General features: G+C 73.1%; 9 protein-coding genes and 2 pseudogenes. 9 read left to right on the top strand and 2 right to left on the bottom strand.

Annotated features, from left to right (window positions below):
- Nucleotides 1-200 precede the first annotated feature (200 nt).
- From ACZ4V6_RS01215 to ACZ4V6_RS01235, 5 genes are all read left to right on the top strand, one after another.
- The gene (locus ACZ4V6_RS01215) at nt 201-1,661 is read left to right on the top strand and encodes a sodium:solute symporter family protein (protein ID WP_467821674.1); all 1,461 of its coding nucleotides are present in this window, start codon (nt 201-203) and stop codon (nt 1,659-1,661) included.
- Between the two features lie 61 nt (nt 1,662-1,722).
- Nucleotides 1,723-2,694, top strand: a complete 972-nt coding sequence (gene speB / locus ACZ4V6_RS01220) for an agmatinase (RefSeq protein WP_467821675.1) — start codon at nt 1,723-1,725, stop codon at nt 2,692-2,694.
- Nucleotides 2,691-4,376, top strand: coding sequence for a thiamine pyrophosphate-binding protein (locus tag ACZ4V6_RS01225; protein ID WP_467821676.1), 1,686 nt, complete (start codon nt 2,691-2,693; stop codon nt 4,374-4,376). Before speB ends, ACZ4V6_RS01225 begins: the two co-directional genes overlap by 4 nt.
- 76 nt (nt 4,377-4,452) lie before the next feature.
- A complete protein-coding gene (locus tag ACZ4V6_RS01230) occupies nt 4,453-4,872 on the top strand; it encodes a hypothetical protein (RefSeq protein WP_467821677.1) in 420 nt (139 codons plus the stop codon).
- Nucleotides 4,869-7,100, top strand: a complete 2,232-nt coding sequence (locus tag ACZ4V6_RS01235) for a tetratricopeptide repeat protein (RefSeq protein ID WP_467821678.1) — start codon at nt 4,869-4,871, stop codon at nt 7,098-7,100. The genes ACZ4V6_RS01230 and ACZ4V6_RS01235 overlap by 4 nt, the downstream gene beginning before the upstream one ends.
- 91 nt (nt 7,101-7,191) lie before the next feature.
- Here the strand turns inward: ACZ4V6_RS01235 and ACZ4V6_RS01240 are convergent.
- Nucleotides 7,192-7,263: pseudogene (locus ACZ4V6_RS01240) on the bottom strand (hypothetical protein); the annotation flags it as partial.
- A gap of 25 nt (nt 7,264-7,288) precedes the next feature.
- Here ACZ4V6_RS01240 and ACZ4V6_RS01245 point away from each other — a divergent pair.
- The 3 genes and pseudogenes from ACZ4V6_RS01245 to ACZ4V6_RS01255 all read left to right on the top strand — a co-directional run.
- Nucleotides 7,289-7,678: pseudogene (locus tag ACZ4V6_RS01245) on the top strand (thiamine pyrophosphate-dependent enzyme); the annotation flags it as partial.
- Between the two features lie 128 nt (nt 7,679-7,806).
- Entirely contained in the window at nt 7,807-8,661 is an 855-nt protein-coding gene (locus tag ACZ4V6_RS01250; protein WP_467821679.1) for a hypothetical protein, read from the top strand.
- An 80-nt stretch (nt 8,662-8,741) separates the two neighbouring features.
- Nucleotides 8,742-9,365, top strand: coding sequence for a class F sortase (locus ACZ4V6_RS01255; RefSeq protein ID WP_467821680.1), 624 nt, complete (start codon nt 8,742-8,744; stop codon nt 9,363-9,365).
- Nucleotides 9,366-9,369: 4 nt separating this feature from the next.
- Here ACZ4V6_RS01255 and ACZ4V6_RS01260 read toward each other — a convergent pair whose 3' ends face one another.
- Nucleotides 9,370-10,167: an endonuclease I family protein gene (locus ACZ4V6_RS01260; RefSeq protein WP_467821681.1), complete on the bottom strand. Its 798-nt coding sequence runs from the start codon at nt 10,165-10,167 to the stop codon at nt 9,370-9,372.
- A 257-nt stretch (nt 10,168-10,424) separates the two neighbouring features.
- On the opposite strand from ACZ4V6_RS01260, the gene ACZ4V6_RS01265 reads away from it, so the two are divergent.
- Nucleotides 10,425-14,144 carry an ABC transporter ATP-binding protein gene (locus ACZ4V6_RS01265; RefSeq protein ID WP_467821682.1) on the top strand — a complete coding sequence of 1,240 codons (3,720 nt, stop codon included), beginning with the start codon at nt 10,425-10,427 and terminating at the stop codon, nt 14,142-14,144.
- Nucleotides 14,145-14,160 lie beyond the last annotated feature (16 nt).

A 14,160-nucleotide genomic window follows, 5' to 3' on the forward strand; every position in this document is an offset into this window, starting at 1 on the left:
GGTCCGAATGGATGGAACGTACACTTCGCAGGTGCTTTTCGGCCACCTAGTGTCAGTCCGGACCGGAATTCCCCCCGGTGTCGCACCGGCTGCCGCGGGTACGGGCGGATGTCCCCGCGAGGCGCCGGCCGGACAGTGTGTCCGGACACCTCCCCATCAGCACGACACGCCACCGACGAGTGCGCGAAGGAGGCCCTCCCATGGCCGTCGACTACACAGTGATCGTCGTCTATCTCGCCGGCATGCTCGCCATGGGCTGGTGGGGCATGCGCCGCGCCAAGTCCAAGAGCGAGTTCCTCGTCGCCGGCCGCCGTCTCGGCCCCGCGATGTACTCCGGCACCATGGCGGCGATCGTCCTCGGCGGCGCGTCCACCATCGGCGGCGTCGGCCTCGGCTACCAGTACGGGCTCTCCGGCGCCTGGATGGTCGTCACCATCGGCCTCGGCATCCTCGCCCTGTCGGTCTTCTTCTCCGCCCGCATCGCCCGCCTGAGGGTCTACACCGTCTCCGAGATGCTGGACCTGCGCTACGGCGGCCGGGCGGGCGTCATCTCCGGCGTCGTCATGTGGGCGTACACGCTGATGCTGGCGGTGACCTCCACCATCGCCTACGCCACGATCTTCGACGTCCTCTTCGACGTGAACCGCACCCTCGCGATCGTCCTGGGCGGCACGATCGTGGTCGCCTACTCCACCCTCGGCGGCATGTGGTCCATCACGCTCACCGACATGGTGCAGTTCGTGGTGAAGACCATCGGCGTGCTGCTCCTGCTGCTGCCCATCGCCGTCATCAGGGCCGGCGGCTTCGGCGAGATGAAGGCCGAGCTGCCGACCTCGTACTTCGACCCGCTGGGCATCGGCGGCGAGACGATCTTCACCTACGTCCTGATCTACACCTTCGGCATGCTCATCGGGCAGGACATCTGGCAGCGCGTCTTCACCGCGGGCAGCGACCGCACCGCCAAGTGGGGCGGCACCGTGGCCGGCACCTACTGCCTGGTCTACGCCGTCGCCGGCGCGGTCATCGGCACGGCCGCCAAGGTCCTCTACCCGAACCTGGCCAGCGCCGACGACGCCTTCGCCACCATCGTCAAGGACGAACTCCCCGTCGGGGTGCGCGGCCTGGTGCTGGCCGCCGCCCTGGCCGCGGTGATGTCCACCTCCTCCGGCGCCCTCATCGCCTGCGCCACCGTCGCCAACAACGACATCTGGTCCCGGCTGCGCGGTGCGACGCGCGGCACGGACGAGGAGCACGACGAGGTCAAGGGCAACCGCGCCTTCATCCTCGTCATGGGCATCGCCGTGATCTGCACCGCGATCGCCCTGAACGACGTCGTCGAGGCGCTCACCGTCGCCTACAACCTCCTCGTCGGCGGCCTCCTCGTGCCCATCCTCGGCGGGCTGCTGTGGAAGCGCGGCACCGCGCAGGGCGCCCTCGCCGCCGTCGCGGTCGGCGGTCTCGCGGTCGTCGGCCTCATGGCCGGCTACGGCATCCTCGCCAACGAGCCCGTCTACTACGGCCTGCTGGCCTCCCTGGCCGCCTACGTCGTCGTCTCCCTGGCGACCCGGCCCACCGACGCGGCCGTCCTGGCCGCCTGGCGCGAACGCCTCGCCGGCCGCGCCCCCGAATCCGCACCCGAACCGGTACCGGCCCACCAGTAGAGTCGTACCGAGCGGTACAGAGCAGTAAATACGCGAAGAAGCGTAAGAAGGAAGGCAATTCATGAGCAGCAACGAGACGCCCCGCGGCCCCGTCGACTCCTCCCGCGTCCCGCGGTACGCCGGGCCCGCGACCTTCGCCCGGCTGCCCCGCCTGGACGAGGTGGGCACCGCCGACGTCGCCGTGGTGGGCGTGCCGTTCGACTCGGGCGTCTCGTACCGCCCCGGCGCCCGGTTCGGCGGCAACGCCATCCGCGAGGCCTCCCGGCTGCTGCGCCCCTACAACCCGGCGCAGGACGCCTCCCCCTTCGCCCTCGCCCAGGTCGCCGACGGCGGCGACATAGCGGTGAACCCGTTCAACATCAACGAGGCCGTCGAGACGATCGAGGCCGCCGCCGACGACCTGCTCGGCACCGGCGCCCGCCTGATGACCCTGGGCGGCGACCACACCATCGCGCTGCCGCTGCTGCGCTCGGTGGCCAAGAAGCACGGCCCGGTCGCCCTGCTCCACTTCGACGCCCACCTGGACACCTGGGACACCTACTTCGGCGCCGAGTACACGCACGGCACGCCCTTCCGGCGCGCGGTCGAGGAGGGCATCCTCGACACGGAGGCGCTCTCCCACGTGGGCACCCGCGGCCCGCTGTACGGCAAGAAGGACCTGACCGACGACGAGAAGATGGGCTTCGGCATCGTCACCTCCGCCGACGTCTACCGCCGCGGCGCCGACGAGATCGCCGACCAGCTCCGGCAGCGCATCGGCGACCGCCCGCTGTACGTCTCCATCGACATCGACTGCCTGGACCCGGCCCACGCCCCCGGCACCGGCACCCCCGAGGCCGGCGGCATGACCTCCCGCGAGCTGCTGGAGATCCTGCGCGGCCTGGCCTCCTGCAACCTGGTGTCGGCCGACGTCGTCGAGGTGGCCCCGGCCTACGACCACGCGGAGATCACGTCGGTGGCCGCGTCCCACACCGCGTACGAACTGACCACGATCATGTCCCGCCAGATCGCCCAGGAGAAGGCGGCGAAGTGACCCACGACCACGACATGGTGCTCCGTCCGACCGCCGCCCAGACGGAGGCCGCGCTGAACCCTCCCCCCGGCCGCATCGGCGGAGACCTGGTCGTGGAGACCCTGGCCTCTCTGGGCGCGACCACCGTCTTCGGCCTGCCCGGCCAGCACGCCCTCGGCATGTTCGACGCGCTGCGCCGCTCGGACCTGCGCTACATCGGCCTGCGGGTGGAGAACAACGCCGGTTTCGCGGCGGACGCCTACGGCCGGATCACCGGTGAGGCCGCCCCGCTGCTGCTGTCGACCGGCCCGGGAGCCCTCACCTCCCTGGCCGCGCTCCAGGAGGCGCGGGCGGCCTCCGCCCCCGTCCTGACGATCGGCAGCCAGGTCCCCACGGCCGGGCTGGGCGGCGGCCGCCACGGCTACCTGCACGAGCTCCCGGACCAGGCGGCCTCGTTCCGGGGCGTGGTGAAGTCCGTCCACACGGTCCGCACCCAGTCCCAGATCCCGTCGGCGATCGCCGAGGCGTGGACGTCGGCGCTCACCGTCCCGCACGGACCGGTGTGGGTGGAGATCCCGCAGGACGTCCTGCTGGCCGGGACGTCGATCCCGCGGGTCACCGGCGGCGACACCTTCCCCGGTGAGCTGCCCCCGCGCCCCGAACTGACGGCGGTCGCCGCCGACCTGCTGACCCGCGCGGAGCGCCCCGCGATCATCGCCGGCGGGGGAGTGGTCCGCGCGGACGCCTCCGGCAAGCTGCGGCAGCTCGCGGAGCGGCTCCGGGCCCCGGTCGTGACGACCTTCGGCGGCAAGGGCGCCTTCCCGTGGACGCACCCGCTCTCCCTCCAGTCCTGGCTGGAGGACCGCCACACGACCGACTTCCTGGAGGACGCCGACGTCCTGCTGGTGGTCGGCTCGGGCCTCGGCGAACTCTCCTCGAACTACCACACGTTCGCACCGCGCGGCCGGGTGATCCAGATCGAGGCCGACCTCGGCAAGCTGGAGTCCAACCACCCGGCCCTGGGCATCCACGCCGACGCCCGCCTCGCCCTCCAGGCCCTGCTGGAGACGGTGGGGGAGCGGCACGATCCGACGGCGCCCGAGCGCGTGCGGGCCCTGCTGGACGAGGTCGGCGAACGCATCGCCTCCCAGGGCCTCACCCTGGAGCAGGACGTCCTGGCGGCCGTGCGCAGGGCCCTGCCGGCCGACGCCCCCTCCTTCTGGGACATGACCATCCTGGCCTACTGGGCCTGGTCGGCCTTCGACGCGAGGTCACCCAACACCATGCACTCGGCCCAGGGCGCCGGCGGCCTCGGCTACGCCTTCCCGGCGGCACTGGGAGCGGCGGCCGCCGACCCCACCCGCCCGGTGCTGGCGGTCTCGGGGGACGGCGGCGCCCTGTACTCCGTCGCCGAACTGGCCACGGCCCGCCAGTACGACATGAACGTCACGTGGCTGATCGTCGACGACGGCGGCTACGGCATCCTGCGCGAGTACATGACGGACGCCTTCGGACAGCCGACGGCGACGGAACTGACCCGCCCGGACTACGTGGCCCTGGCCGAGTCGTTCGGGGTGCCGGGGGTGCGCACGTCCCCCGAGGCGCTGGAGGCGGACCTCGCGAAGGCCCTGGCCGCCCCCGGCCCCTCGGTCGTCGTACTCCCCGCCGTCCTGCGGATGTTCGCGCCGACACACGGCGCGTGAACCCTGGTGCCGCGGGCGGCCTCGGGCCCTAGGATCAGAGGCCGGCCGCAGGGCTGCAGGGCCATAGGGGGGGACCGTGGATCCGGAGATCGTCGCACTGGCAGGGACGGCGGGCACGACCGTCGTCACGCTGATGGCCACCAACGCCTGGGAATCGGCGAGGGACGGCGTGGTCGCCCTGTGGCGCCGCTTCCAGCCCGCCAGAGCCGAGAACATCGGTGAGGAGCTGGAAGCCTGCCGGGAGGAGCTCCTCCTCGCGCGCCGGGCCGCGGACGCCGAATCCGAGGCCGAGCTGACCGCCGAATGGCAGGGCCGCGTACGACGGTTCCTTCTGACCCAGCCGGAGGCCGCCGACGCGCTGCGTCGCATCCTGGACGAGCTGAACCCTTCACCGCCGGAGGAACCGGGCACGGAGCGGGTCCGGCTGCAGGCCCGTGCCTCGGGCAGCGCCCGGATCTACCAGGCCGGGCGCGACCAGCACATCACCGAACGATGAGCGTGCCGGCGCCGATGGAGGGACGCGCCTCGGGCAGCGCCCGGATCTACCAGACCGGCGGCGACCAGTACATCGAGGAACACGTCCACCACCACGCCCCGGGTGCGGCCCCGCTGTTCGGGCATCCGTGGACGGGCCCGGCCGAGCCCCGGGGAGCCGCCCCCGACTCCGTCCGCATGCCCCTGGTCGGTCGCGCGCCCGGCATCCTGCGGGACCGCACCGACCTCATGCGGCGCCTGCGGGACGCGGTGGCCGGACCCGGCGGCGACATCCACGTCCTGCACGGCATGGGCGGCTGCGGCAAGACGGCCGTCGCTCACACCCTGTTCACCGAGGCCGTACGGGACCACGGCCGCGTCGGCCTGTGGATCAACGCCTCCGAACGGGTGTCCCTGCGCGCCGGCATGCTCGCCGCCGCCGGCGACCGCGGCGCCGCCGCCGGCGAGCTGGCCGCGGCGGCCGGCGGCCAACGAGCCGCGGCCGACCTGGTCTGGCACTACCTGGACCACTCGGCGCAGCCCTGGCTGCTGGTCCTCGACAACGCCGACGACCCCGGCATCCTGGAGGAAGGCGCCTGGCTGCGCCCGAGCCCCTCGGGGACGGTGCTGGTGACCACCCGCCACGCGACCTCCCCGTTGTGGCGCACCCCGGGGACGAGCAGCCACCGGCTCGGCGTACTTCCCCTGGAGGACGCGGCCCGGGTCCTGTGCGACCTGGCCCCGGACGCGGGTACGCCGGAGTCCGCGCGGCAGGTCGCCCGGCGCCTGGGCTGCCTGCCCCTGGCGCTGACGCTGGCCGGGACACACATGGCCCACCAGCTGCTGGAGTCGTGGTCCATGGACGAGTACGAACGGAAACTGGGCGAGGAGTCGACGGCCCTGGTCGACCGGGGCGCGTCGGCGACCGGGAGCGGACAGTCCCGACGCCTCGTGGGCCGCACGTGGCAGCTGTCGCTGGACAGCCTGGCGGAAGGCGGCCTGCCGGAGGCGACGACCCTGCTGCGGCTGCTGTCCTTCTGGGCGGCGGACCCCGTGCCACTGTCGCTGCTGACACCGGCGGCACAGGGCGGGACCGACCTCGGTCACCTCGATCCGCCGCTGACTCCCGCCCGGGTCGAACCGGCCCTGCGCGCCCTCCTCGACCACTCGCTGATCGACCTGGTCGAGACGGACGGGCACCGCTGTGTGAAAGCCCACGGGGTACTGCTGGACGCTGTCGCCGCGGGCGTGCCCGACGCGGAGCGCGAGCTCCTGGCGGAGTCGGCGGGCCTGCTGCTGCGGGCGGCACTGCCGCAGGAGGGCGCCGCGACGCCGCGGGCGCGTTCCCAGGTGCGGCTCCTGGCACCGCACGCGACCGGCCTGCTGCACCGGTCCCACCGCCACGGCCTGGTGACGGCGGAATCCGTACGGATCGCGGTGCGTGTCGCGCGGCTGGTGTACGAGGCAGGGGACTGGACCGCCGCGCTGGCCCTGGCCTCCACCGCCGCCGAGACGGCCGCGGAGCACCTGGGGGACGAGGCCCCGGCCGCCATCGAGGCCCGGTCGGGCCAGGGCCCCGTCCTGTTCCGGCTCGGCCGGTACGCCGAAGCCGCCCGTCTCCTGCGGCCGGTGCACCAGGACGCGCTGCGCACGCTCGGCCCCCATGACGCGCGCACCCTGGACGCGGCCTACGAACTGCAGCGGGTGCTGCACCGCCTGGGTGACCTGGCCGAGGCCCGTACGCTGCTGGAAGCGGTCCTGGAAGGCCGCCGCCACGTGCTCGGCGAGGACCACGTCGCCACCCTCAAGACGCGCTGCGAGATGCTGGAACTCCGTCTCTCCCAGCACGAGTCCGACCACTACACGGAGGCGGCCGGGGAACTGGTGGGGGACTGCGAACGCCGTCTCGGCCCCGACCACCTGGTGACCGTGTGGGCACGCGACGCACTGGCGCGGGGGCTCCTGCGCTCCGGCCGGGGCGCGGAGGCCGAGGACCTCTTCCGCCGGGTGCTCGCCGGACAGCGGGCCGGGTACGGGGACGGCCATCCGCTGGTCCTCGGGGTGCTCATCCAGCTCAGCCGGGCCCAGTACGCGCAGGGCAAGCGGGAGCAGGCCGCGGAGAGCGCGCGTGAGGTGGCCGAGCAGCGGGCCGGGATCCTGGGCGAGGAGCACCCCGAGACCGTCGCGGCCCGCGCCTGGTGCGCCGAGGTCCGGGCGGCGCCGCCCACGGGTGAGGCCGCCGGTCCTTGAAGCCGTCGGGGAACGGCGTCCGTACGATGCCGATCGTTCGATCGGCTGCGGAGGCGACCCGGTGAACGGCGTGCTCCCAGCGGCCGCCGGGCGCGTCTTCCGTGGAGGGAATGCGGCGGCCCGCCTCGATATGGGCGATGTGTGAACGCGTCATCACCGTCATGTCCGCGAGTTGCTGCTGCGTCAGTGGCTACGCCTTCCCGGCGGCGCTGGGAGCGGCGGCCGCCGACCCCACCCGCCCGGTGCTGGCGGTCTCGGGGGACGGCAGCGCCCTGTACTCCGTCGCCGAGCTGGCCATGGCCCGCCAGTACGGCCTGGACGTCACGTGGCTGATCGTCGACGACGGCGGCTACGGCATCCTGCGCGAGTACATGACCGACGCCTTCGGACAGCCGACGGCGACGGAACTGACCCGCCCGGACTACATGGCCCTGGCCGAGTCGTTCGGGGTACCGGGGGTGCGCACGTCCCCGGAGACCCTGGAGGCGGACCTGGCGCGGGCGCTGGCGTCACCGGGCCCGTCGGTGGTCGTCCTCCCGGCCGTGCTGCGGATGTTCGCGCCGACGCACCTGGGCTGAACCGCGGTGCGAGCAGGGCCACTCGAGGTGGGCAACGGCCTGTGACAGTTCCGGGACAGGGAATGCACGGTTCCAGGGCGGGCGGTTCATAGTCTTTTCACACCGTCAACCGGAAAGGTGCACATCCGTTGAGACTGACCGCCGCTTTCTCCGCCCTCGCCGACTCCTCCGAGTCCTCTCGCCGCCGTCGGGTGCTGCGTGGAGCCGTCGGGTCCTTCGCCGTGACCGGTGCGGTGTTCGCCTCCGCTGTGAGCGCCTCCGCCGACGACACTCCCGCGCTGTCGGCTTCCGCCTCCGCCTCCGCGTCCCCGTCGGCCCCCGCCTCCGCGTCCCCGTCGGCGACGGCGTCCGACCCGGCTTCCGTCACGCCCGCGCCCGCCGCGTCGGCGTCCGCCCCCGCCTCCACGCCGGCCCCCGCCTCCCCGAGCCCGTCGGCCCCGGACGATGACCATGGTTCCGGCGGACAGGGCCCGGTGACCTCCGACCGGTGTGTGGTGACGGTCGGGCAGAGCATCGGCGCGGGCACCACCGCGCTGATGACCATCAGCCCGAACGGACCGTCCGTCCAGTTCCAGGGAGCGGGCGAGGACAAGCCGATACCGGGTCTGTCGCTGACCCGCACCAATCCGAAGCTGCCGGCGAGCGCGGGCTTCCTCGCGGAGATCCTCCACCCGAACAGTGCCGCTCCGCAGCTGCGGACGAACATGGAGGGCGGCGGTCACCCGGCGTCGGTCCACTCGTTCCCCCGCTTGCCTGAGGGATGCAGTTTCCAGTACCCGACCGGTGACTCGGCCGGTTCCGGTGACTCCGGCGGGGCCGCCCAGACCTCCGTGATCCCGAAGGGCGGCGTCGCGGCCGGCTACGAGAGCCCGGACGGCGGCGAGTCCGTGCTCCTCGCGGTCGGAGGGGCGGCGGCCTTCGGCGCCACCGGCGTCGCCTTCGTGGCGCTGCGCCGGCGCGGTTCGGCCGTCACCCCTCGCTGAAGCCGCAAGCCCCCGCCCTGAGCCGGCCCCCACGCAGTGCACCGCCGGACCGGCCCAGGGCCTCCAGGAGACCGACCACCATGCGCCTGTCCGCCGACCGCCGACTGGCCGCGGCCCTGCTCGTCCTCCCCCTCGCCGTAGCGCTCGGCGGCTGCGGGGCGGACGGGCGGGCGGCTGCTCCGGCCCCGGCCATCTCCACGTCCGCCGCGGCACCCGCCGCTCTCCCCGCACTCGGCAAGACGCCGGCGGGAATGCCCGCTTCGGCGCCCGTCAGGGTCACCATCCCCTCCGCCGGGGTCGACGCCGCCCCCCTGCTCCGGCTCGGGCTGAACGCCGACGGCACCATCGAGGTCCCCTCCGTGGCCCAGGCCGACCGCATCGGCTGGTACGAGAAGGGGGTGACCCCGGGAGAAACCGGTCCCGCCGTCCTCGTCGGTCACTTCGACACGGTGAACGGCCCCGCGGTGATGAAGAACGTCGCCCGGATCAAACCGGGCGACCGTATCGACGTCACCCGCGAGGACGGCACCCGCGCACGTTTCGTCGTCACTGCGCTGGAGCAGGTCGACAAGCGTGCCTTTCCGACGCAGAAGGTCTACGGCAGAACCGATGGCCCCGAACTGCGGCTGATCACCTGCGGCGGCGAGATCACCGACGGCCACCGCCCGGACAACATCATCGTCTACGCCGGCTTCGTGGACTGACGGCCTACCAGATCGCCTCGACCCACTCCGGGTGGTCGACGAACGGGTTGCGGTTGTGCTGGTAGGTGTCGTAGATGACCTGGTTGCGGCGCTCCTCGAAGGCGTCCGGCGGGTCCTCGTCGTTCCACGCCTTCAGCACGGCGAGCTTGCCGATGTACGGGTTGCTGCCGTTGTTCACGCTGCCGTTGACCTCCAGGTCGGCCCAGCCGTCGTCGCCCTCGTAGCGGACCGCCATGTAGAAGATCATGCGGGCCACGTCGCCCTTGACGGCGTCGCGGGGCTCGAAGGAGTCGGAGTCGGTGAGGCTGCCGCCGCCGTTGCTCACGGCGCTGCCGCCCTCGTCGAAGTCCTTGTTGCCCCGGACGCCGTTGACCTGGACGTCCTCGGGGCGCAGGTGGTGCAGGTCGGTGCCGGGCCCGGTGGAGGTGCCGAAGTCGCCGTGCGACTTGGCCCAGACGTGCTCCCGGTTCCAGTCGCCGGTGTCCCCGCCGTTCAGCGACTTGGCTCGGGAGACGCCGGAGTAGAGCAGGACCACGTTGTTGCTGTTGGCCGGGTCCTGGTCGGTGACCTTGAGGGCGTTCCAGACGGCCGAGTAGGAGATCTTCGTCTGGCTGCTGATGATCGTGTGGAGGGAGGCCTTGAGGTCGGCCCCGGTCTTGCCGACCGCGTTCTTGTAGTACGTCGTGTCGTAGTCGTTCGTGGTGGCCGTGGCGGGGGCCGCGGCCAGGGACGGGGCGGCGAGGCCGGCGAGGACGGCGGCCGCGGCGAGCGCCACCGCCTTGCGGCGCCGGCCTGCGGACATGCGGATCGCGAGCATGTGGGGTGTCCGATCTACGCGGGGTCTACGCGGGTTGATGCCCGAGTGATACCGCAGAGAGTGACATGGACATGCGATCAGTGGCGTGAAGGGAAGGTGGCGATCGCGTGACGGACGCCCGTCCTCCTCGCCGGCCCCCACGCCGGCCGCCCGATTGTTGCGGCGGGATGAAATCCCCGCTCGCCCGTGTTGGTGCCTTGCGGTAGATCAGGTGAGCAGGACGACCGACCGGAGGACACCGCGTGGACGCGCAACGGGGATGGGCACGACGACTGGCGGGGTACGCCTGGCGGTACCCCAAGGACGTCGTCCTCGCCCTCGGGTCCTCCCTCGGCGGCATGGCCGTCATGGCCCTCGTCCCGCTGATCACCAAGGTGATCATCGACGACGTCATCGGCGACGGGACCAGGTCCATGGCCACCTGGGCCGGTCTCCTGATCGGCGCCGCGCTCGCCGTCTACGGCTTCACCTACGTCCGCCGCTACTACGGCGGCCGGCTCGCCCTCGACGTGCAGCACGACCTGCGCACGGACATGTACGGCACGATCACCCGGCTCGACGGGCGGCGCCAGGACGAGCTGTCCACCGGCCAGGTGGTCGGGCGGGCGACGAGCGACCTCCAGCTCATCCAGGGCCTGCTGTTCATGCTCCCGATGACCATCGGGAACATCCTGCTCTTCCTGATCTCCCTGGTGATCATGGCGTGGCTGTCGCCGCCGCTGACGCTCGTCGCCGTCGCCGTCGCCCCCGCCCTGTGGTTCATCGCCCGCCGCAGCCGCACCCGGCTGCACCCCGCCACGTGGTACGCCCAGGCCCAGGCCGCCGCCGTCGCGGGCGTGGTCGACGGCTCGGTGAGCGGCGTGCGCGTGGTGAAGGGCTTCGGGCAGGAGGAGCAGGAGACCGGCAAGCTCCGGGAGGTCGGCCGCCGGCTGTTCGCCGGGCGACTGCGGACGATCAGGCTGAACGCCACCTACACCCCCGCCCTCCAGGCCGTGCCGGCCCTCGGGCAGGTCGCCATGCTCGCCCTCGGCGGCTGGCTGGCCGTGCGCGGGCACATCACCCTCGGCACGTTCGTCGCCTTCTCCACCTACCTGGCCCAGCTCGTCGGCCCGGTCCGGATGCTCGCCATGGTCCTCACCGTCGGCCAGCAGGCCCGCGCCGGCACCGAACGCGTCCTGGAGCTGATCGACACCGAGCCGTCCCTGACCGACGGCACCAGGCAGCTCCCGCCCGACGCGCCCGCCACCGTCGAGTTCGACGACGTGTCGTTCGGCTACGACCCCGGCCGGCCCGTCCTCGACGGCCTCTCCTTCGAGATCCGGCCCGGCGAGACCCTCGCCGTCGTCGGCTCCTCCGGCTCCGGCAAGTCCACGGTCTCCCTGCTGCTGCCGCGCTTCTACGACGTGTCGCGCGGCGCCGTCCTCGTCGGCGGCCACGACGTGCGCGAGCTGACCCTCGACTCGCTGCGGGCGGCGATCGGGCTCGTGCCCGAGGACTCGTTCCTGTTCTCCGACACCGTGCGCGCCAACATCGCCTACGGCCGCCCCGACGCCACCGACGAGGAGATCGAGGCCGCCGCCCGGGCCGCGCAGGCCCACCGGTTCATCACCGAGCTGCCCGACGGCTACGACACCACCGTCGGCGAGCACGGCCTGACCCTCTCCGGCGGCCAGCGCCAGCGCGTCGCGCTCGCCCGCGCGATCCTCACCGACCCCCGGCTGCTGGTCCTGGACGACGCGACGTCCGCCGTGGACGCCCGCGTCGAGCACGAGATCCACGAGGCGCTGGCCCACGTCATGCGGGGCCGCACCACCCTGCTGATCGCCCACCGCCGCTCCACCCTGGGCCTCGCCGACCGCATCGCCGTCCTCGACCGCGGCCGCCTCGCCGACATCGGCACCCACGAGGAGCTCCAGGAACGCTCGGCGCTCTACCGCCGCCTGCTCACCGACCCCGACGAGCTCGGCGGCGTCTCGCCCGGCCACGCCCGCCCCGCCGAGGCGCGGGAGGACACCTCCGTCCGCGACGAGCTGGACGCCGAGTTCGACGCCGAGCGCGGGGTCACCCCGCGGCTGTGGACCGGCGACCGCGCGCCGAAGGACACCGCCCTCGCCGGCACCCCCGCCACGCCCGAGCTGCTCGCCCAGGTCGACGCCCTGCCCCCGGCCACCGACACCCCGGAGGTCGACGAGGCCCGCGCCGTGCTGCCGGAGGAGTCCTACGGCCTGCGACGCCTCCTGCGCGGCTTCGGGCGCCCGCTGCTCGTCAGCCTCGCCCTGGTCGCCGTCGACGCCGGCATGGGCCTGCTGCTGCCGGTCCTGATCCGGCACGGCATCGACGACGGCGTCACCCGGCTCGCCCTCGGCGCGGTCTGGGCGGCCTCGCTGCTGGGCCTGCTCGCCGTGCTCGCCCAGTGGGCGGCGCAGACCGGCGAGATCCGCATGACCGGCCGGACCGGCGAGCGGATCCTGTACTCCCTGCGCCTGAAGATCTTCGCCCAGCTCCAGCGGCTCGGCCTCGACTACTACGAGCGCGAGCTGACCGGCCGGATCATGACCCGGATGACCACGGACATCGACGCGCTGTCGACCTTCCTCCAGACGGGCCTGGTCACCGCCTTCGTCTCGGTCGTCACCTTCCTCGGCATCATGGTCGCCCTGCTGGTGATCGACGTGCAGCTCGCCCTGGTCGTCTTCGCGACCCTGCCGCCGCTGGTCGTCGCCACGTTCTTCTTCCGCCGGGCCAGCGTGAAGGCGTACGAGCTGGCCCGCGAGCGGGTGTCGGCGGTCAACGCCGACCTCCAGGAGTCGGTGGCCGGGCTGCGGATCGTGCAGGCGTTCCGGCGCGAGCGCGACGGCGGGCGGCGCTTCGCCGAGCGCAGCGACAGCTACCGCCGGGCCCGCATCCGGGGCCAGTGGCTGATCTCGGTCTACTTCCCGTTCGTGCAGCTGCTGTCCTCGGCGGCGGCCGCCGCCGTGCTGGTCGTCGGCGGCACCCGGATCGACGACGCCACCCTGACGACCGGCGCGCTGGTGGCCTACCTGCTCTACATCGACCTGTTCTTCGCGCCCGTCCAGCAGCTCTCCCAGGTCTTCGACGGCTACCAGCAGGCGACCGTCTCCCTCGGCCGGATCCAGGAGCTGCTGCGCGAGCCCACCTCGACCCGGGCCGCCGAGAAGCCGGCCGAGGTCACCTCCCTGCGCGGCGAGATCGCCTTCGAGAACGTGCACTTCCGGTACGGCGGCGAGGAGGAGGCCCTCACCGGCATCGACCTGCGCATCCCCGCCGGGCAGACCGTCGCGTTCGTCGGCGAGACCGGTGCGGGCAAGTCGACCCTGGTCAAGCTGGTCGCCCGGTTCTACGACCCGACGGAGGGACGGGTGACCGCCGACGGGCGGGACCTGCGCGACCTCGACCTCACCTCCTACCGGCACCGCCTCGGCGTCGTCCCGCAGGAGGCGTACCTCTTCCCCGGCACCGTCCGGGACGCCATCGCCTACGGGCGTCCGGAGGCCACCGACGCCGAGGTGGAGGCCGCGGCCCGCGCGGTCGGCGCCCACGAGATGATCGCCACGCTGGAGGGCGGCTACCTCCACGAGGTCGCCGAGCGGGGCCGCAACCTCTCCGCCGGGCAGCGCCAGCTCATCGCACTGGCCCGCGCCGAACTCGTCGACCCGGACGTCCTGCTCCTCGACGAGGCCACCGCGGCCCTGGACCTGGCCACGGAGGCCCAGGTCAACCAGGCCACCGACCGGCTGGCGGGCCGCCGCACGACCCTGGTCGTGGCCCACCGGCTGACCACGGCGGCCCGCGCGGACCGGGTCGTCGTCATGGACCACGGACGGGTCGTCGAGGACGGCACGCACGACGAACTGCTCGCGCTCGACGGGCGGTACGCCCGGCTGTGGCGGACGTTCACCGGGGCGGCCGAGCCGGAGGAGCCGGTCGGCGCCTCCCGCTGACGGCCCCGCACACTCG

The sequence above is a fragment of the Streptomyces sp. NPDC029152 genome (genome assembly GCF_055564355.1).